This window comes from Pseudomonas caricapapayae (assembly GCF_001400735.1).
Taxonomy (GTDB): Bacteria; Pseudomonadota; Gammaproteobacteria; order Pseudomonadales; family Pseudomonadaceae; genus Aquipseudomonas; species Aquipseudomonas caricapapayae.
Window position 1 is genome coordinate 1 of sequence record NZ_LJPW01000159.1, and the last position, 19,309, is coordinate 19,309.

A 19,309-nucleotide genomic window follows, 5' to 3' on the forward strand; every position below is an offset into this window, starting at 1 on the left:
ATGATTGCGGGGTGTAAGGAAGGTATCGACGGAGGTTGGGGGAGCTTGAGGGGCAGGAGGGCGCGAAGGTTTTCAGGTTGTTTCTGTGCGCTTTGCATCGGGAGCTGTTCTTTCCCGATACACCTTGGCAGCTCATGGTCTGCTATGTATTACCACGCGCGTCGCATAGCCAAGATCACCGACTCTTTATCTTGTAGCCATCAATCGGGATATCTTCTGTGCGCTCAGCCGTTGTGAAAATGTGTGAAGACGTGCTGGTCAACCTGTGTCACGAAATCGAGCAGCAAAAGCCTTCCGACCTGGACGCCCCGTATGCTCTCTGACGCTGATAGGTTTTGCCAGAAGTGGACGTACGCTTGAATGGACCGAGCCTCTACACTCATGCGAGTCTCTGATTAATGAAGCAGGTCAGACTAATTCGTCACGGACAAAGCGCTGCCAACGCAGGCGAAGCCAGTGTGGATCACGCGACTATTCCTCTTACGTTGAAGGGGGTGGAACAAGCACAGTCAGTGGCCCGATCATTCACACATGCGCCGGATTTGATTGTTGCCTCACCGTTTTCCAGAGCGCAGGCAACCGCCATGGCGACCGCAGCTACTTTCCCTGCCACCCCGCTTGAAACCTGGCCCATCCAAGAGTTTACCTACCTCGAACCCGCGCGATGCGCCAACACGACCGTTGCTCAGAGGCGGAATTGGGTTGAGGCTTATTGGACCAGATCAGACCCAGCGTTTGTGGATGGAGCAGGCGCAGAGTCTTTTTCAGGATTTATAGCGAGAGTGCGGTCTTTCCTGTCGCAAATTGCGGAGCATCCTGCCCAGCGCATTGCGGTGTTTTCGCATGGGCAATTCATCAATGCCGCCGCCTGGCTGGTCGAGCGCAAGCCGCAAGACATTTGTGGCCGAGAGATGGCGGACTGGCGGGATTATGAAATCAAGAACCATGTGGCTAACGGTGGTGGCTACATACTGGTCAGGCATGTGGGCGTTGACGACTGGCAAACATCCTCACAAAACGCTGAGAGCAGATAAAGCCAAACAGCTTCACTCCCGGATGGCTCTGACGACTACAAAAAACTGCTCGCTGTTGTGAAAGCGGCACCATTTCGGGGGGAGAAATCGTCACTGGTCTGAGCTCTGGCTGCCCATGTCAGCTCTGTGCGAAACGACCTTTGACATTCTCACGCCCAGTGCCTGTAGCACCTTGAGGATGGTAGATAGCTTCGGGTCACCGCCAGCAGCGATAGACCTGTAAAGGTTGGGTCTGGCCAGGCCCGTGTTCTTTGAGAGATTACCCATGCCACCTCTCGCCTCGATCAATCGACGGATGGCCGTAAGGAAAACGTCCTCACCTCCATCCTCGTCGATTTCTTCCAGCGCAACAGACAGATATTCGATGGCAAACGCTTCGTCTTCACGGAGCATTTCCAGAACGCTTTCATCATGAGAACGCGTAGAGGTTGTCATTTCTTTTTCACCTTGTGACATTTCCATAGAGCCTTGGCTTGGTCTATGTCGTTTTGCTGCTTGTCCTTTGAACCGCCGCCCAAGAGAAAAAGTATTTTTTGGCCCTGAATCGCGTAATACACCCGAAATCCAGGCCCAAAATCCAGCTTCATCTCAAAGACCCCATCACCCACCGGCTCCGTTACGCCGAAGTGGCCAAGCGCCGCTCGGTCGATCCGGGTAGTGATTCTCGCTTTGGATCGCGTGTCTCGGACGGTGTCGAGCCAACCCTGATAGATATCCACTCCATTGGCAGACAGTACGTGTTCCACTTCGTACATGAAGAATGTACCTTAAAAGAGACAAATGGGTGATTGAATATTCTTATCGACAGCATGGCTATAGATCGGAAATGAGCGAAGCAGTGATTCAGATTAGGGGAATTACAGAAATTGGCGTTCACGAGGGGCTGGTATAAAGCGGCGAAATGTTGCGGGAGAGGGTGCGGAAGCTGCTCATCGTTAAAGCGTGCTTTGAGTACTGTGCATATCTCCGCTACTAAATCTGAGGAAAAAGGGGTGCACCGCTGCGGCAGGCGTTGTCGGTAAGGGGAGCCGTTGTGCGAGCCATAAGGGTACTTTTCAATATCGAATTGGTAGGTATTCTTAAAAGTACCCTTATTAGCGCTGGCTACCCTCGGCATCCGACGGAACCCCAAAACGAAAATCCCGCCAGAAGGCGGGTTTTTCGGGGGGTCCAGAGATTTTGAAAGCCTTCTCTGGAACCTTGTATGGTGCCGGCACCAGACGAACGGTATGTTTCGGCTAGACTAGGTTTTTCGGGCGTCTGGAGCTCGCTGGAAAATTCGGCGTACCCCAACTAGTAACTATAAATAAATCAGCTAGTTATGGCTTTCAGTGGAATCGAATCCGGATTCAGTAGCTTTCGGGATATTTGTGCAATTTGTACGCAAGTCGTTCAACGTCGACTATATAAGTCAAGTTTTTCTAACTTCTATGGCGTCCGAGGCTCCACGGGCTTCCCATGAAGGGGGCGTGTTCTTCTGCCCCGAGAGGACACAAATCTCTGTGTGACCCGCCTTCCTCGCTAATGAAGGAAGTGTCGTTACGCTTGCCCGAGTGTCGAACGTTACTTGGTGTGATGATGGCCTTATGCCGTTCATGACTAACGCTCAGCATTTTCATACGCTATGCTGTCAAAAAATTTGGCACGGCGGGGATATGACGGAGGCTCAGATCAAGGAAGCGATCTCGAAGGAATTTCTTCGAATCCTCGCTAACGGGCATGGATTTAAGGTTACGGAGCCCCCGCTTGACCATGGAGTGGACATGGTTGTCTGCCCTGTTACAGTGCGACGCACTCCCCAAGGGGGGATGCGTTATCTTGACTCCCCGTACAAGCTAGATTTTCAGCTCAAGGCAACCACATCTGCTGGAGTTACGGACGATGGTGATCAGATTAGGTTTGATCTCGAATCCAAGACCTACAATGATCTCGTCGCCCGACGACCTCAGTTTTTGCCCATGCACCTAATCCTTGTAGTGCTCGATTCAGCCCCACCGAACTGTATAGCCATAGACGAGTCCCAATTGTCTGTTGCTGGAAGCGCATACTGGTACCTACCAGATGAGGGGGTTACTGAGACCGAGAACGCACACCAAATTAGGATTTCGATTCCGAAGGCCAATCGTCTTGGGCTCGGTTTCGTCCGATCTTGCTACGAGCAGCTGGGGATAGAGGTATGAGTCATAGATCTGAAGACCTGTCTATCCTCGCCGAAAAGCTCCAGACTTTTCTCACCGCCTCAGGATGGGTAGAAGGGCGTCAAGCCAAGGGACTTCGTTTTTTTTATCCGCCAGCTGCCCTTGGGATAGAGGGGAAGTATTCCATTGCGCTACCCGATGACTCATCCAAGCCTGGTGTAGATACTCTTTTGCATGCAGCTGCTGACTCTCTATTGGATTTGTATGGTTACAGCCGCTTCGGCGAAATGGTTGAGAGCGCCGCTTCAAATGCAGATTCAAGTCCTGCTCGTATCTCATCACGATTCGTGGATTCGTCTACTCGCTGGGGTGCGATGCCGCTTTTGGCGTTTGGGGAGTTTTTGACCCATATGGGAGCAGGGTTATATGAAAGCGCGAAATTTAAGCTGGGTGGAGATAATAACTCTAATAGAGTAACAGCCAGTACTTTTGCAAACGAATGTCTTTTGCTTCAAACTAAAGTCGGTAGCTTCATTGCTAGCATCGAGGTGCCAAGAATAACGCTCCGGCAAGCCGATTTATTCGGGCATGAGGCGATTGACTCGAATAAAGTTTGTTCTTCATTATTTTCGGCTATTGAATTCCTGAATGCTCGAGTACTCAACGATACAGAGTCTTTATACACCGAAGAGTCAATGGCGGATGCCATTTCACTATTTGATGTGGAACTGTTGGAAGCCTTGTCGAAGATAATTTTAGGGCCTGGTATGGATACCATTGAGTTTTCTTTAGAAACAGGAGCCTCTATACGGACCTCTTCTACCGGTTGGATTACCGAAGATAAGATTACACGGCTAAAGGACTATGTCGCCTTTGTTAAGAAGTACTTCCGCGGGGAAGATAATATAACGGTGACTGGCTCCATAGTCGAGCTCCGCTCGCGCGATCCTGAAGGTAATAGGAACTATATCCGAGTAGTCACGGACTTCCAGGGAGAACGAACTTTTATGTCTGCGATATTGACTAATGAACAGTATCAACGTGCTGTAGATGCCCACCGTACCAAGCGATCGGTGACCATTCGCGGTAACGGAATGCGATTGAAAACTCAGATTCGCATTACGAATGTGGCGGATTTTACTGTATAGCGGTTAAGCTGAGGCTATGACTTAAAAAATTTAGACGCAAGCCGTCGTACGTTATGCCTCTGGTAACCTATTTATAATTAATCATTACATTTGAAAATATTTTATTTGGTGGAATAGATGCCTGTACCGGTGAATACGCAATTGGCGGTGCTGCCGGCGATGCTTCCAGCGATGATTGCGGCGTATAACACATCGGACTCACGTACTGCTAACTATAATATTACATATGAAAACTTTATAGTTGGCAGAACACAAGGAATTGCTACCCATGGAAGCCTCGCAAATTGGATTAAAAATGGGAGCGCCGCTGCGGAAATTCATAATCTGCTGACCGCCTTTGGCATGAGCGCACAACGTTCGATTCTCGTCGCTCTTCCAGTGCTAAATGGGGTTTTAAATGAACTTCCTGCTGAGATCCTAAACTGGATACAAAATATCTCACTTCCATTGCCAACATCGCCTTGCACCATTATCAACTCCTCGACGCATTCTACTTTGTCTGTGGAGTTGCAAGACCTCTTTAACGTATTGGCCGCACCGGGCTCAGTGACGTTGAGTGGCGGCTTTGTTGCTGCAAGCAAGACATTACATTGCTTGTTTCCAGATTTGGCCCCGATGATAGATGGGAGACACTCCGGGCTCTCGTACTTTCACATATCCCGAGCTACATATTTACCTCCACTCGGTTTGCGCACGTGGGACCAATGGAATGGCACTTTGCTTCTTGGTATACCAAATCCGAGCCCGCGGGGAGCCGGACGAGCAAATTGGGACTCTGCAAGATTCGTTGCGGCTATAGGTATTAATCAGCATATTTATGAGATTTGGCGAAGTAGCAACCATAATCCAAATCTACGGGATTTTTTGGCACTAGACTCTGCGCGTGGGACGACTGGAATACCACGAATTGTTGATAAATTACTGTGGTAACAAACTATCTATTAATTAAAGATGAACTCTACGCTGAGTCGGTGGTAAAACTTATTTCCGGTGCTTTTTTAGTAGATCAGATTTGTTTTGGCTTGGTGAAGGTTTTCTGGTTGGCTGTGGGTTATGTTGGTTTGTAATTAGTGCGATAGCTCCGCGTTAGATAGTCTGAAAATAATGCTTAGAATGGACGAGTTTATTAGATTCTAAATTAATCTGTTCAAGATTTTAAAGTTTGGATCAGTCTGAAACGGAGGATTCCACGCGCTTCAGACTGATGGTTATCCACCTAGCAATAGGTTTTTTGGTACTGGCTGATATCAAATCCCTGCTTTGGAAGGCTTGTTTTAGCAGTTTTTATGACCTCTGAAACTATTAGGCTGAGCTGTTCGCTGTAAACATGTTCCCTAGTTAAAATATGCATTTTCTTATATGAAAAGGATAGGTAATTGCATATTATGAACCAGCCTTTACCTCTGAGTTCGCCATGAAAATATTTTGCGTCTTCCAATACTCTGATAGCACGACTATATTCTTTAAGGTGTTGAGAAAGAAATATTCCGAACATCATCAAAAGAGAGGCGTGAGCCAAACTCCCTATAAGGTATCGATAATCATACTCTATAGATTCTACCGCTTCTTCATAAAGTCTTTCGACTTGCATTAAAATTGTGGGGTCATTTCTATAGAATTTATACATGCCTTCTTTGTATAGGCGCGCTTTTTGGAGTGGGACATAAGGGTGACTAGTGATAAAAGAGTGTTCGTCAAACTCTTTGAGATATTGTTCGTATTTTCTTTTGTTGTTTTGGGTTACGCATTTTATGGCCTGGCCGTATATGGAGAACAATTCGGCAATTACAATTGTGTCTATATAGTTCCTCGGTTGCCACTCATTAACTATTCGATGCAGGACAGAGTTTGAGGTAAGTGTGGAGTCCAGTTGCGCCAACTTTAATTTCATTCTCTCTTTGTGTATTCTTATTTTTTCTTTTATAGCCCCCAACTGAAATCGGTCCGGGAGCAGTTTAATAAATACGAACCGTTTGGCAAATTCATTAAGCTCGTAATACTCGCCGGTCTTTTTGAGAATTAGGCGCTCTAGTAAATAGTTGCAGGTTCTTTCTGCGTCAGCAATCCCTATACTCAGAAGCTTGCTAATCGAATAAAGTTCTATTCGTTCATCATACAAGGATATTACTTGCAGTAATTCGTTAATGGGGTGTCCGTTCGATGATAAATATTTAAGTGCAGCATCGAATGTGTTCTTATACATGAAGTTTGCGATCATTTCCGAGTTTTTTGATCGCATACTCTCGAGTGAAGTGGTGATGCTTGTGAATGTTGAAACTTGACGATCTACAATATTCAATATTTGAATGATAATTAACGCGTTACCCTTCGATGCGTTTAGTATCTGTCCGGCCATTCCTAATTGCAGATTTATATCGAACCCTTCAGATTCGACCATTTGCTCTACAAAGGTTACACCAGTGTCATCGTTTTTAAACTCTTCGACGTGGATTTTCTCCTCGCAAGACTCTTCATTTCGTGACGTGACTATAAATTGTACGTTTCTTGGAAGTGCTTTTATAAAATCAATGATTTTTTGTTTTTCGGAGTTTTCAATGTTTTCAATGTTGTCAATTGCAATAATACCGCGCTCTTTTATTTCGTAGACATTTTCAATGTCTAAGCATTTGCAAATAAGCGATTGTAAATCTTCTAGTGTTGAGAATTCAGGCTTCGCCGAGTCGATATAAAGCTCGCCTGAAGTATTGTTTGATCTTAGATATTCATCTTTGCTAGAAAAGAATAACAGGTAGCTTAGATCTTTGTGCTTGTTGTCTTTTCGGTCTCTAATCAAGCGATAAAGAAATTCAGTTGTAATAGCCGTTTTGCCAACTCCACCATAACCATATAATACGACGGAGCCGGCAAGTCTTTGTCGGACATTACTTCCTAATAGTGCTTCATATAGGTTAGAGATAACTGATTCGCGACAGAGAAGGCTTTTATGAGTTGAAGGCGCCAAGCCTAAATTATGATGTTTGGGGAATCCGTCATTGTCATGATTGTTATAGTTTTTTATGTGCTCTGAAATGTATGCTTTAGATGCATACCAGAAAAGTTTTTCGTTAAGCGTTGCAATTCCGTTCTCGATGAAATATACAACTTTGTTTGCGTCAGAAATTGTAATTGGGTGGGATGCTGGATGGGATAGATTGTTTCTTGTCTTATGATAAATAGTGCAGCAGTAGTGAAATTCTTCGATGGAACTGAAGGCCTTCACGATCTCTTTGTCAGAGAAGTGGAGACTGAAAAATATAAGCATCAGGTCTATTAGTTCAGATACGTACGGCACGTCATTGTCAAATGTGTTGTTATCAAGCGATGCTTTGCATTTTGAAATTAGCGAATAAATTTCACTTGATGTAGATGTGAACTTCCTAAGCTTTGCAGAGAATTTTTTTGCATAAATTAGATTATTTGATATCGATATTGATTTTAGCGTCTGATCAAATAAGGCGTGGCTTTGATATTTTCGAGCCATTATGTCTGATATGAAACTGCGAAGTGCAACCTCATAGCTTTTTATTATCGTGTCCAGTTTGTGGGACTGCTCAACGGAAATATACATGTTTAACTTCTTCCTTGTATTAAGTTGTTTCAGATGCGCTCAGATTCTTGCATGATAACCAAATGCCACTATTATGTCCATTTTGATATTTGTCAATGTAAATGAGGCGCTACCTCTAAGTCGGGTCTTATATATTGGTTAATCTAGGTTTGGAGTTTTTAAGGACGTAGCGAACGCGATATGTCTGTTATGTAGCGCTTTTGATTTCTTGGGAAGTTCAATATCAGGACCTACAGCGGTGCTTGATGAGTAAAGTTATTTATGAGCCGTGTAAATATAGGCGTCGGAATTTTTTGTGGAGAGGATAGTTGCTTTTATGATCGTCGTAAGTGACTGTTAAACTGCCAAGATTTACCTAGGCGATAAGCAAGTAAGTGCATGGTCAGCAGATAGTAATAACGCGTCGACTCTGCGTGCAGGTTTACGAAGTGATCTAGAAACCATGCGAAGTGCTTCTGCGGCCAAGTCCAAGGATTGTCGCGTTGCCAGCGCTTAGCTATTGTTGGATAGCCTTCGCTTGGCGAATGTAACGCTGGCGTGTGGAATGCGATCCTGTCAGAACACCCGCTAGGAACAACTCCATATCGAATGGCTTGCTCATGCTCTGCCGCCAATGTATGCCGTTATTACGTCGATACGATCGTGTCCCAGCTCGTAGCTGATTTGCATTCGGGCATCCTGATCTAGGCGTCGGTCGAGTTGATAGCAATGACCACCGTTGATGGGGGCGGGATGGTGGGTGATTTGCTCATAGCGTTCGCACGCATAGGCTGCCCGCAATTCGTGGAAGCCTTTGAGGTTGTGCTTATGGAGGATGTCCCGTGCGGGGCGGACGATTCCCTGCAAGAAATCGAGGTAGCGTTCGTTCGGTGCAAGCAGGTTGCGGCTATCGTCGGGCGAGACCTGTTCGGCAAACCTCAGTGCGTCACGAATATGATCATTTACCGCAATCCAATGAGGTGCTGACGCGCCTGAACGGCCACCTTTGGTGCCGTCCTGGATGTTGATCTTGCCGAGTTGCTTGGCTTCCCGTTTTAGACGCGGAAGGTCGGCCAAAATCGCCTCGCGCAAGCGCATACCGGTGGCTCGCGCTAACTGAGCGATGGCCGCTGCGCGCGGCTGCAGGTTTTCGCAAAGCACCTCTACGATCCACTTCACCTGATCGCGGTCTTGGCCTTGCGGAGATGCTGTGCGGACACTGGTGCGCCGCATTCCCAGCGCCTTACTCGCGCTCGGCACTTTCACATACTGATCACCACGAAGCGCTGCCATGGTTCGGTTGACGCTGGACAATCGGTTTTGCGCAGTCGCGATGGCAAGCTCACCATGTTCAACTTGCTGGCGCAGATACCCGGTGTAGTCCAGCAAGGTCTGCCGGTCGATCTTCCTCGCATCGTTGAATCCCGGCCGATCTTCGGACCGACACCAGCGCACAAACGCTTGCTAGCGATCAGTGTGTGCTTTGACAGTCCCGTAATGCCCACCGCCGAACATGTCTTTCAATGCCTGCACCCCGGCATAACTCAACTGCCGACCATACCCAAAATTTCGCCCATCCCGTCTACCGACCAAGGCCATGATCAAACTCCTCTCGAAGCAAAAACTTTTAAAACCCTCCCCCACGTCATCCCGCCACGGATGTTGAGTGTTATCAGGGATCAAGGCCCCTGCGACCTATGAGGGTTGTCCACTAACGCGGGACTGGCGGCTCTTTACGACCGGGAGCTTGGGCATCTCATGATCTGACCTCCTGAGCACTTCTGAAGAAGTGGGCGGGCGGAGGCTGCACTGTTTGACGAGGCCAGCGCCGCGAGATCCTCAGTCGGGTGAAGGCAGTGAGGTGATGACTGGGGCATACCTGACTGTCAGCCAGGTGCAGTCCATTCCCTGGGCTGCGGCACCATCATCTGCATCGCTGTTGTTGGTGACTTCGGTGTTTGTCACGCCGATTGTCACGAGGGGAAATGCCGCAAAGCCTTGTACGAGTTGGGCTGCAGCAGCGGTAGGAGCGCCCGTCTCTTTCCGGAAGAAAGAGACGGGCGCAGGTTGGCGCAAGGAAATGACCACGCGGATAGGTTGCTGCAGAGCAGCTATAAGGGGTATGAGTTGCCGCAGTGGGCACACTGGTAAAAGTAGGCATCCATCACATCGCTGTGACCGTACGAGCCGCCAGACGCTAATGCACTTTGGGAGAACCACCATGGTGTGGCGTAGCCTTAAAGGTTCTGGCTACCTGGGTTACTGTCAACGACAGCGCTTTGCCCGATCTTTTCTGCGCCTGTGGATAATTCGGGTCAAGGATCGAGTTTTCAGGCGTTCTGCGGCTGTGGATGAAATTATCCACCTGTGGAAATCAGTAGTTTTCCACAGATAGTTGCGTGGGCTTTAGATTTTTTAAGTGAGGTCCATCCAAACAGGGCGGCTTTGCAGCCCTGTTTGGATGGACCCGCGTGGACAAACGGATCGCTGAGATATGAAGACCGAGCGCTTTCAAAGGTTCTGCCTTTGATTACGGCTTCCGCCTTGGCTTGGTGCTTGGTTTCTATAGGATCAACGCCATCCGCCAGCATTCGCTTAACTTCAAAGCGCTTGCGGCGCGCATCGGCGAGGCCAATGACGGGGTAGTTGCCGAACGAGGTCAGTCCTTCGCGTCCGTCAGGTTTGACGTAACGGAGCCGCCAGCCTTTGCGGCCATTGGGTTGGACTAGGAGGTAGAGGCCATCGCCTTCGAAAAGCTTGTAGGCGCGGTCTGTAGGTTTTGCCAAGCGGCAAGCTGCGTCGGAGAGCGGAGCAGTGGTGCGCGACATAAGGGTACTCCCTCTTATCGAAGTGACCTTTACCCCAAACTCTACCCTTAAACGGGTTGGAATCCACCAGTTTCTGACGGAAACCGATGGAACCCCAAAACGAAAAAACCCGCCAAAAGGCGGGTTTTTCGGAGATATCAAAAGCTGTGAAAGCCACCTTTGAAACCTTGTATGGTGCCGGCACCAGGAGTCGAACCCGGGACCTACTGATTACAAGGAAGATGCTTTTAACAATAAAATCAAAAGGTTGCAGATTCTCTTATTACGTGGCGCTTTGGCGAACATCCCGGTCTGCCTGACATAACCAAACCTTATTACGTGGTGTTTTGACTGGCCGGCTATGGCTTTTTTGCTGCGTGCAGAGGGGTCAGCTTAATCAACACGTCTTGAGCCCGATCAGCTAGATCTTCTACTGATTCAAAATTGTCGATGACCAGGCGCTCCAATGTTTCCAGTTCACTGGCTAGCGGAGCTGATAAAAGGTGGCACGCATCATGAGTCAAATCACTCAAGCCATCGCTGTAATTGTCGACAATGTTCCGTATCGCAGCGCGGATTTTTTCAGCTTCCAAAGCGACCAGCAGCGTGCGATATAACAATTCGGTGCGTTGGTCACCGCTGGCGTGGGCCACAGTGATCAACTGGGCAAACAGTTGATCTTCGGGAACCTCGGGCACTTTCTTTTTCCTCCAGAACATCCCGTTTCCTCAATACTCGTCTCTCGCAGTGATGCGACCATAGCTGTGCTTAGACTGCCCTCAGAGCAGCGATGCTCGTACCTTACTCTACGACCAGACCTGCATGTCCACTCCGCCTATATCCCTCCAATCAACACTCGCGAAGAAATGTTGATTGTTCAACATTTTTATGTGTTATTATCAACAGATATTGGTGGGAGAATGAAATGTTGGGATCTGAGTTCCGCGCTTGGCGAAAAGAGCTAAACCTTACTCAAGAAGCTGCAGGCGCCCGATTTGGCGTCAGCCGCTTTACCGTTCAGAAATGGGAACGCGATCAGCTCGGGATTCCCTCTTACGTAGAATATTTATGGATGAAGATAAAGCGGGAGACCAAGCAGCGCCTAGAGGACTTTCCTGTTCAGCTGGTGTATGTAACCGGCGAGCCGTGGTTACGAGACGGCGAGCCACATGCCCAGATCGTTTTGGAAGACTTTCCCAACAATACCGCGATGCTGCGTCAGGTACATCAATACCTCAATGCTGGGAACACACTCCATCTCGCAAGTGTTATCGAAAAGGGCAAACCCGAGATTTTGATCTGGACCCGCGATGAGTTGCTGAAAGAAATAGAACAACCCTTGTCGTCGCAGTAGTCAATCTGCTAAGCCAGAGACTTCGGTCCAGTTATCTTCGAGTAACGCGCCCTATGTTTAATCGCCCCCCACAGAAAGGCCCGCTCTGGCGGGCTTTTTTGCGTCTGTTGGACGCCACACCCCGCTGCCTGGACTACCATTAACGACGCTCATGATTTGGAGCATCACGCAGCGCCAGGAGGTAATTGTGTCGTTACCCATTACTGCCCGCCAATTGAACGCATTGAGGGCCCTGCAACGTGCCCTGCCTGAATTGGGCGAGCTGGCTATGTCGATCACCTTGGCGTTTGACGCTTCACGCACCGACAGCCCCGAACTGGCCAGGCTCATTCTGGAAAAGACCTGCCGCCGTATGGTCGCCGGTGAACCGGGCAGTCACGATGCGATGATCGAGCACTTGGAGACCTTCGGTGACCTGAACTGTCTGTCGCCCCAACAGGTCATTAAGTTTACCGAACAGATCCGGAAGCTCGCTTGATCATGCGCCAAGGTATTCAGTACGGAGCACTGAGAGCCATGATCGAGAATATTGTCGTAGGTGCGTGAATGGTGGCCTTTTGGTGCTTTCGGGATACCAGAAATCGCGGGGCTGGTCTAATATGGACGCGCCAAGTGGCTCGACGCGAAACATAAGTCAGGAAAGAAATAAGGTGCCTCTTCCTATTACCCCCAAGCATGAAGAGACTTTGCGTCTGTTGCGCTGTGGCAACCCCGCTGTGGCTAATTTATCTGCTGCGATTGATAAAGCCTTTGATGTCTCCGCGTGCGAAAACCCAGAGTTGGCTCGGCTCATTCTGGATGTGCTTTGCCTACGGTTTATTACGGGTGATCCTACCGCCCGCCCCGCACTGATTGCGCAAATCAATCATTTTGGTATTTTGAAATGTCTGTCCCGTTCGCAGGTGCATGCTTTCACAAGCGCAATTGCCGATATCGCTTAAGTAATTCCCAACCTATTCAATATGATGCGCAGCGCGCTATCTTCGAGAGCTGCGTCGATTAGATAGGGTCATAATTTCGCGTGTCTGAGCTTCCCGCTCTCAAGTCAATTCATGTCAGAAGCATTGACCAGCGGTATGCTGAGGTCGTAGACGTCCATCATCGCTCCATCGCGGTGACCGCTGGCTTCCTGTTTGTCCGCTCTCGTACCTGCGGTGTCAGTAATACCCCTCCGTTTAAGGTCGTGTAGGCCGAATCGTTGCTCTGCCGTTATGGTGCCGTCTTCGATGGCTGAGGTGATAAACCGTTGCCAGGCCGTGTCCAGGCTAGTTTTGCGCAAAGCCCCTCCATGGCTGGCCACGATGATGTAGCGTCGATCGGGACGAATCGGAATGACTGTTGATTTACTGGCCCAAACCTTGGCCCGGTAAGCCTTCGCCCCTTCCCAAGCTGCGCGCAGTCGCGTCGTCCAGCGGACAATGTTGTCCCGGCTGCCTTTGCGCCGGTTGGTCATAATCCCTTCGGCCAGTTCATGGGCATCGGTCAAGGTGATGGTCTCAATGCCCCGCAAACGGCACAGGTAACCAATCTCCATCACGTAGCTCAGGTACTCCGGACAGCCACCTTTCTCGTTCCGCGCCAATCGACCGAACGCCAAGGCACGGTCGACCAGCACCTCCATGACCTGATGCTCTGGTAAACGCCGACGTTTGCGCTCCACCGGCGCTTCGATCCCCTGCGCCGGATTGCTGTCGAGGTAGCCCCGGTTGCGGCCCCACTGCAGGACGCGGCGCAGGTAGCGCAGCACATGCGCCGCTTTGGACGGTGTGCCCTCGTCGGCCAGGCGATCGACAATCCGCTGGATCAATGCTGCGGTGAATTTCTTCACCAGTAGATCCCCCAGTGGTTTGCCCAGCCGGGTTGGGATGCTCAGCAGGACGTCCCGCGAGTAGCAGTAGTCGTTGTGAGTCTTGATACTGAGTCTTTTGTAACGATCGCTCAGGTGAAACTGAGCGCAGACGTAGCGCAAAGTGCCTTGGTCGACGCCCGAGGTTTGCTCCATGATCTGATGCAGTTCGGCGAGCGTCACGTCAGCTGGTGCGACATTGCGCCGGCGCTGTTTGCCGGTCTCGTCGTAATGCAGCGTGTACCAGACGCCGGCGTTGCGATGATCAAAGTAAATGGCCGCTGGGAGAGCGGCCTGATCGATGTGGGGGGGAATGTGCGGATTATGCTTCCGCTTACGCGCTTTCCTCATAGGATGTTGGTGTCATAACGCTCTGAGGTTACGGACTCCATGCCCGCAGCGTGGTGAATGAGATCCAGCGTCGTCCAAGGGCCTGTGCGACCCCGGAACATGCGGATGCCTTGAGTGATCAGCGACCGTTCGACGTCGGAGCGGCGCTGGTAGCCGGTGATGCGCTGCAGGTCCTCAAAGGTGAGGACATTGCTTGTTGGGGAATTCATGTTTGCTCTCTGCAGGAAGCAGCAACCAAGGGAGTGTAACGCTTCGCCCTGGTGCCAAAAGCCAGAACCTGGCGGCTCAATTACTGGGGGAGGGGGGTGTCGAGAATCTGCGTCAGGACGTGCTCGTCGCTGGCGGTCAAATCGCCCTGGATCTGCGCTTGGCTGGCCAGACTCTCCAGCCGACCGCGTGTGTCCGGGGTCTTCTGCACCAAGTAGCCGATCAGTGCCGTACCGACCATAGCGATAGTCAGCAGGTTTTTGGGCGGTGTGCTAGCCTTTGAATTGCTGCTGCTTGGGTGTTCCGTCTTCATCGCCGTACTAGTGTTGTGGTGGGTGCTGGGGAGCTGCAACTCCTCAGTACCGTTCTCTTGCCAATATCGTCGGTGCCAACACGTGGTACCTACTACCCTGTCCTGCGCGCCAAGTGAATCATCAGGCCTTCCAAATCGACATCGTCTTCCGCCTCTAACTGCCACTCCAGTACCGCCTGGATCTGCTCCCGACTGCACTGCAGCACCATCATTTCCCGCTCACCCCGTGCAGCACGCACTTCCAAAATCTCCAGAAGACCGTCTACGGCATACGCATCGGCATGTACTACCGGGTAGCCGTGTTCAGTTCGTTTAAGTGCGGCAATCACCATGCTGACCGGGTCGACAGCAGGATCGAGCGGGAGCTCGCTCATTACTTGAATCTGCATGGCGTCCTCTCAAGTTTTGAAATGCCAGCAACGTACGGACTGGGGTATAGGGCTCATGGGAGTCCGCGCCTGTAGGTTTGCTCGAATGATGCTCTCGGTAGGTTTGCTGGCGTCGATCATCCTGTGCGTCCTGCCGTCCTTGAGCATTCGGCGCAGGGTGGCCAGATCGGGAATGCGTTGGCGATGCTCATGCGCGACCTCGGCAAACTGGTTGAGGTTGATGGCGATGACGCCGGGATTTTTGCTGTGATTGACCAGTGGACTGCCAGGCAGGGATTCCAGGTAATCGAATACCTGCCAGAAGTCGTTCAGTTCTTGCGGATCGGTGGTGATCGCCGCCTGTCTATCGCTGGCCATGCCGCTTATGTACTGGCGGGTCTGGCACATCATGGGCTCAGGCACTGTCAGCACCAGCTGCAGACAATCCAGCAGTGCGAGCAACATGCTGTGGTTGCGGATGATGCGGTCCGAGGTGAGTTTCTTACTGGCCCACAGTTCGGCCCGATGTTTAGGATAGACCTCGGCGAAGCGTGTCATCACCTTGTGTTCGGCCTTCATCGCCTTAACCATAAAGTGGCTGACGTCTCCGACCTCGGTCTGCACCAGCGCGTCAGCAGCTGCCCGACTTTCCTCGGTGATGATGGGTTTTGCGAAGTAGAGTTTGGTAATGCGACTCAGGATCGCTTCATGACCTGAAACGCCGGCGTTCTGGGCAATGACGATCGACGCGCGGAAGGGCGGCTCGTAGGTGTCATTGCTGTTGTTCTTGACCCCTCGGGTGCGTAGCAGCCCTCCGCCGTAATAGTCCTTGAATTCGTCCCATTCAAACGATTTGGCGTTCTCGGCATCGGTGTTGCGATCGGCTTCAAGCAGCACCAGCGGTATATTGGATACCTGGCCCATCGCACGGCTGCGCCCGGAGATTGATCCTTTGGCTGGGTCGAAACCTTCATAGATGCGGCCGAACAGTTTCCACAGGAACTTGATCAGCGTGGTTTTGCCGGAATCAGGCTCGCCGGACATTTCCAGAAAGGGAAAACTCTCGTAGTCGGCGCGGATCTGTTCGGCAAACAGGGAGCCGAACCAGTACGTCAGGGCGACCAGGCCTTTTTCACCGAAACATAGCCAGAGACTCGCTAACCAATCGTCGCGGTAGCCCTTCGAGGTGCTGGCCATGCTTATCTTGATCGACTTCATCAGGCATTTGACGCGTGTCTGACCGAACTCGAAATAGTCTTCGTCGTTGGCCTTGTAGACATTGCCGCCTTGCACGGCGTAGTCGTTGAAGATGTACGCCTTGTGCTCTTTGCTGTAGCCAATGAAGTCGATGGTTTCGACCGTTTTCAGACCTTCGGTTTGACGGATGACGATCTGGTCCAGATGCTTTTGTGTGCCGAGCCACGTCGCGCCGGCATACATCAGGCGCGCCTTGAATTCGCTGCTCGACGATATCTGTTTCGGTGTAAAGGTGAACTTCTCGGGGGCGTTGTCATTGGGTGTGTCTACCTGAAAATAGAACCAGGCATCACCGGTCACGTCGTTCACTTGCTTGTAAAGCGCCTCAAAATGGCAGTTAGCAATCATCTTCAAGGCGCATACAGATTCCAGAACCTTGGTTCGTGCCTGTCGGTCGTTCATCAACTGATCATCATGATCGTCACTTTTTAGAAGCGCCCGCTGCTCGTCCTCCAGCTTCGACAAATCGAACTTCGCCCAGTACATCCTGTTGGCAAACTCAAAATGGAATTCCGAAGTGGAGTCTTCCCAGGTGTACATCAAAATTGCCTTTTCACGAGGCGAGGGAGCCAGCAGCAGATCACCTTCGTGACGAGCGACGTCAAGATCACGCTGGCGGCGCTGCTCACGCTTATCAGTATCTTCAAAGCCCCAACGCTGGTGAAGGTCGTTCCAGTCAACCTTGCGGCGACCGTTCTGGGGCACGAGCGCTGCCGCACAGCTATAGCCTAGTTCTCGTGATTGCTTTACCCAGCGCTGCAGGTAGCCCAGTGCGGAGGGTTCGTTGTCCAGCGCCCAAACCAGGAGGGGGAGGTTGTTCTTGCGTTGAGCTGCGAGCTGTTCCAGAGCCTGAGCGGGGTAGCTGGTGCTCGACATGGCGGAGACTGCCGCGATTCCGTTCTGCCGCAGCGCCACGGCGTCGAAAATCCCTTCGACGATCCACAGTTCATCGACGATAGCGAGGTCAACATCAGGCGGGCACCACCATTGGCCCAAGGCGCTATATTTGGGTTTGAAGCGCGCTTTCATCTTGCCGAACCGAGCTGGACGGTCGATCAAGCGTTCCCAATAACCGTCGTTCGGTAGCGGGAAACGGATAGTTGCGCTCGAATCGCCTGATTCGTGGTTAACGTAGTTTTCCTGGCTAAACCATCCGGTCATAGGGCCGACGTTGAAGCCTCGGGCGAACTCAAGGTAAGCCCGAGCCGTCACTGTTGGATCATTGTCTGTCGCAGGCGCACGCTTGCTCCAGTCTTCGAACAGGTCTTCGTACAGATCTTTCACATGCTCAATGTGACCGCAGCGCTCCGGTCGGCCACAGCGGATCTGCCAAGGGTTATCGTGGCGAGCGTACAGCTCTTTCTTCTTGCATTTTGGACAGGTGCCGCCTCGCATGTAGTTAGTGCCGGTACGCACCTTTAAGTCAAAATCGAGCTGCAGGCGCTCTATGACCTTCGCTCGTAGTTTCTCTTTCATTACGGTCATTAATTAACGGCCTTCAAACTGTGGGACAGGGCTGCCATGAGGCGCACTTGTGCAGCCATTTCAGGGACTCGCGCGAGAATCGCTCCATGACGTTGGCCGTCCGCGACGAAGCGGTATTGATCGTCGTACCAGTATTCGTTGAGCCTCAAGCGGTACTGCTCTCGCAGGGCTTCCAGCAGCGCCTTGGCCTGGGCTTTGGGCAATTGGGTGGTGACGATCACGACGTTGGCCATCGTTAAACCTCGAATTCGGGCGCAGTTCACCCATACCCACGATGCAATTGGGTAGGGCTCGTATGTGTTGGTTGGTATTAGGTATTGGTGACGCGGTAGCGGGCGCAGTCGATTGATCCGACGATGCGTTCAAATATCAGGCTGACGGGGATTGCCCACGCAGTACCTGTTTCTGGATCAACGATGACGGCGTGCGTGGAGGTGCTGCCTGCCGTATCGATCTGTTGACGATCACAGATAGCCGTAATGTCGCTGACGGCAAGATCAACGATCCGCGAGGCTATGTGATCAACCACGTTGAAACCGCTGGTTAAAAACAGGGTAGCCCGCTCACGCAAGTGATAGTCATAGGTCAGGTGTTCGGCATGATGACGCTGCAGGAATTGCACCGCCGCTGCTTTCAGTACGTCCTGAAAATCCTTAACTGCAGGCGAGTTGTTCATTGCGGTGTCCCTGACTTTGCGCGGTAAAGGTCGATGGCTGCCAGCACTTCGGAGTGCCGCGCTGCCATATGAAGGTTGTGAGCATTGAGAATGTGCTCTGCCTCGGCCTCACTGATGCAACCGTCTGCGAGTGCCTTGGCAATCTCTTGGTCGACGCAACCCCGCTTTGCTGACGCTTGAATCGATAGGGCATACATTTCGACGTTATCCAATGTCTCAGGATCAGCAACAGGGACGAATAAGCCGCCATACATTGACGCGACGTAGTTTGGTAGGTGTTGTGTCCCTGCCTCTTGCTCAAGCTGGAACAGCTGAGCGTCTGTCAGCGGCCGGCTGTTGTTGTTCTCATAGGCGTGATTGTCGAACTTCTTTAATGCCAGACCGATTCGAGCGGCTGCGCACTCCCGCCCACCTGGGTAACTGCAGATAATTGCGCTGACTACTTCGCGGCGAGTCTTTAGAACTGCTTTTTTCATGTTCTGCTTTTCCCTGCTGATCCGCGCCATTACTGTTCAATCACGCCGTCTTTGATTCCCAGCAATACGGCGGCGCGATGTGCCTCCCCTCGGCGACCTTTTTTGCGACCGTGCAAGAGGTCGCTAACCAAGTTCTTGTTCAATTCGTGCTTTCTGCTGAACTCGGCAATGCTTTCACCTCGACGATCAAGGGACTCACGGGCTTGCTCGGGTGTGAGAGTGACGGGCATAGTGTTGGCTCGTGTGTGTTGGTGTGGGTTGGTGTTCGTACAGCGCCGATTATGACCAGATAATTTGTCTTG

At 51.0% G+C, this 19,309-nt stretch carries 20 protein-coding genes and 4 pseudogenes; 8 read left to right on the forward strand and 16 right to left on the reverse strand.

Annotation, left to right across the window (positions count from 1 at the left end):
- Nucleotides 1-227 precede the first annotated feature (227 nt).
- Both ALO80_RS32745 and ALO80_RS24475 read left to right on the forward strand, forming a co-directional pair.
- Nucleotides 228-320, forward strand: a pseudogene (locus ALO80_RS32745) (DUF5713 family protein); the annotation flags it as partial.
- 78 nt (nucleotides 321-398) lie between these two features.
- A complete protein-coding gene (locus ALO80_RS24475) occupies nucleotides 399-1,034 on the forward strand; it encodes a histidine phosphatase family protein (RefSeq protein ID WP_055010864.1) in 636 nt (211 codons plus the stop codon).
- 90 nt (nucleotides 1,035-1,124) lie between these two features.
- On the opposite strand, the gene ALO80_RS24480 is transcribed toward ALO80_RS24475, so the two are convergent.
- Nucleotides 1,125-1,490, reverse strand: a complete 366-nt coding sequence (locus ALO80_RS24480) for an addiction module antidote protein (RefSeq protein WP_055010865.1) — start codon at nucleotides 1,488-1,490, stop codon at nucleotides 1,125-1,127.
- On the reverse strand, nucleotides 1,466-1,789 hold the full coding sequence (locus tag ALO80_RS24485) for a type II toxin-antitoxin system RelE/ParE family toxin (RefSeq protein WP_055010866.1): 324 nt from the start codon (nucleotides 1,787-1,789) through the stop codon (nucleotides 1,466-1,468). Before ALO80_RS24485 ends, ALO80_RS24480 begins: the two co-directional genes overlap by 25 nt.
- A 900-nt stretch (nucleotides 1,790-2,689) precedes the next feature.
- Between ALO80_RS24485 and ALO80_RS32660 the strand changes: the two genes are divergently transcribed.
- From ALO80_RS32660 to ALO80_RS31045, 3 genes are all read left to right on the forward strand, one after another.
- Complete coding sequence (locus ALO80_RS32660; RefSeq protein ID WP_159420676.1) at nucleotides 2,690-3,214, forward strand: DUF4365 domain-containing protein; 525 nt, start codon at nucleotides 2,690-2,692, stop codon at nucleotides 3,212-3,214.
- Nucleotides 3,211-4,320, forward strand: coding sequence for a hypothetical protein (locus ALO80_RS24495; RefSeq protein WP_055010868.1), 1,110 nt, complete (start codon nucleotides 3,211-3,213; stop codon nucleotides 4,318-4,320). Before ALO80_RS32660 ends, ALO80_RS24495 begins: the two co-directional genes overlap by 4 nt.
- A 117-nt stretch (nucleotides 4,321-4,437) precedes the next feature.
- Nucleotides 4,438-5,250 carry a hypothetical protein gene (locus tag ALO80_RS31045; protein ID WP_144434248.1) on the forward strand — a complete coding sequence of 271 codons (813 nt, stop codon included), beginning with the start codon at nucleotides 4,438-4,440 and terminating at the stop codon, nucleotides 5,248-5,250.
- A 286-nt stretch (nucleotides 5,251-5,536) separates the two neighbouring features.
- Here ALO80_RS31045 and ALO80_RS24500 read toward each other — a convergent pair whose 3' ends face one another.
- The 5 genes and pseudogenes from ALO80_RS24500 to ALO80_RS24515 form a co-directional block, all read right to left on the reverse strand.
- Entirely contained in the window at nucleotides 5,537-7,888 is a 2,352-nt protein-coding gene (locus ALO80_RS24500) for an ATP-binding protein (RefSeq protein WP_055010869.1), read from the reverse strand.
- A gap of 314 nt (nucleotides 7,889-8,202) precedes the next feature.
- Nucleotides 8,203-8,489 (reverse strand): annotated as a pseudogene (locus tag ALO80_RS32135) (hypothetical protein).
- A pseudogene (locus ALO80_RS24505) lies at nucleotides 8,486-9,466 on the reverse strand (integrase domain-containing protein). The pseudogenes ALO80_RS32135 and ALO80_RS24505 overlap by 4 nt, the downstream one beginning before the upstream one ends.
- A gap of 908 nt (nucleotides 9,467-10,374) precedes the next feature.
- Nucleotides 10,375-10,695: pseudogene (locus ALO80_RS24510) on the reverse strand (integrase arm-type DNA-binding domain-containing protein); the annotation flags it as partial.
- A gap of 338 nt (nucleotides 10,696-11,033) precedes the next feature.
- On the reverse strand, nucleotides 11,034-11,393 hold the full coding sequence (locus tag ALO80_RS24515; protein WP_055010871.1) for a hypothetical protein: 360 nt from the start codon (nucleotides 11,391-11,393) through the stop codon (nucleotides 11,034-11,036).
- A 206-nt stretch (nucleotides 11,394-11,599) separates the two neighbouring features.
- Between ALO80_RS24515 and ALO80_RS24520 the strand changes: the two genes are divergently transcribed.
- The 3 genes from ALO80_RS24520 to ALO80_RS31050 all read left to right on the forward strand — a co-directional run bounded on the left by ALO80_RS24520 (nucleotide 11,600) and on the right by ALO80_RS31050 (nucleotide 12,969).
- A complete protein-coding gene (locus ALO80_RS24520) occupies nucleotides 11,600-12,028 on the forward strand; it encodes a helix-turn-helix domain-containing protein (RefSeq protein WP_055010872.1) in 429 nt (142 codons plus the stop codon).
- Between the two features lie 187 nt (nucleotides 12,029-12,215).
- On the forward strand, nucleotides 12,216-12,506 hold the full coding sequence (locus ALO80_RS24525; RefSeq protein WP_055010906.1) for a hypothetical protein: 291 nt from the start codon (nucleotides 12,216-12,218) through the stop codon (nucleotides 12,504-12,506).
- A 172-nt stretch (nucleotides 12,507-12,678) separates the two neighbouring features.
- The gene (locus ALO80_RS31050; RefSeq protein ID WP_144434249.1) at nucleotides 12,679-12,969 is read left to right on the forward strand and encodes a hypothetical protein; all 291 of its coding nucleotides are present in this window, start codon (nucleotides 12,679-12,681) and stop codon (nucleotides 12,967-12,969) included.
- A gap of 104 nt (nucleotides 12,970-13,073) precedes the next feature.
- On the opposite strand, the gene ALO80_RS24530 is transcribed toward ALO80_RS31050, so the two are convergent.
- From ALO80_RS24530 to ALO80_RS24570, 9 genes are all read right to left on the reverse strand, one after another.
- Nucleotides 13,074-14,225 (reverse strand): site-specific integrase, encoded by a 1,152-nt coding sequence (locus tag ALO80_RS24530; RefSeq protein ID WP_044310794.1) that lies wholly within the window; start codon nucleotides 14,223-14,225, stop codon nucleotides 13,074-13,076.
- Nucleotides 14,222-14,434: a hypothetical protein gene (locus ALO80_RS24535; RefSeq protein ID WP_005767251.1), complete on the reverse strand. Its 213-nt coding sequence runs from the start codon at nucleotides 14,432-14,434 to the stop codon at nucleotides 14,222-14,224. The genes ALO80_RS24530 and ALO80_RS24535 overlap by 4 nt, the downstream gene beginning before the upstream one ends.
- An 80-nt stretch (nucleotides 14,435-14,514) precedes the next feature.
- Nucleotides 14,515-14,745 (reverse strand): hypothetical protein, encoded by a 231-nt coding sequence (locus ALO80_RS24540; RefSeq protein ID WP_055010873.1) that lies wholly within the window; start codon nucleotides 14,743-14,745, stop codon nucleotides 14,515-14,517.
- A gap of 92 nt (nucleotides 14,746-14,837) precedes the next feature.
- On the reverse strand, nucleotides 14,838-15,134 hold the full coding sequence (locus ALO80_RS24545) for a hypothetical protein (RefSeq protein ID WP_055010874.1): 297 nt from the start codon (nucleotides 15,132-15,134) through the stop codon (nucleotides 14,838-14,840).
- 9 nt (nucleotides 15,135-15,143) lie between these two features.
- On the reverse strand, nucleotides 15,144-17,855 hold the full coding sequence (locus ALO80_RS24550; RefSeq protein WP_055010875.1) for a toprim domain-containing protein: 2,712 nt from the start codon (nucleotides 17,853-17,855) through the stop codon (nucleotides 15,144-15,146).
- Nucleotides 17,855-18,088, reverse strand: a complete 234-nt coding sequence (locus tag ALO80_RS24555; protein WP_055010876.1) for a hypothetical protein — start codon at nucleotides 18,086-18,088, stop codon at nucleotides 17,855-17,857. The genes ALO80_RS24550 and ALO80_RS24555 overlap by 1 nt, the downstream gene beginning before the upstream one ends.
- 77 nt (nucleotides 18,089-18,165) lie before the next feature.
- The gene (locus tag ALO80_RS24560) at nucleotides 18,166-18,531 is read right to left on the reverse strand and encodes a hypothetical protein (protein ID WP_024642634.1); all 366 of its coding nucleotides are present in this window, start codon (nucleotides 18,529-18,531) and stop codon (nucleotides 18,166-18,168) included.
- Entirely contained in the window at nucleotides 18,528-19,007 is a 480-nt protein-coding gene (locus ALO80_RS24565; RefSeq protein WP_282959734.1) for a YmfL family putative regulatory protein, read from the reverse strand. The genes ALO80_RS24560 and ALO80_RS24565 overlap by 4 nt, the downstream gene beginning before the upstream one ends.
- 29 nt (nucleotides 19,008-19,036) lie before the next feature.
- The gene (locus tag ALO80_RS24570) at nucleotides 19,037-19,237 is read right to left on the reverse strand and encodes a DNA-binding protein (protein ID WP_010204977.1); all 201 of its coding nucleotides are present in this window, start codon (nucleotides 19,235-19,237) and stop codon (nucleotides 19,037-19,039) included.
- Nucleotides 19,238-19,309: the final 72 nt, after the last annotated feature.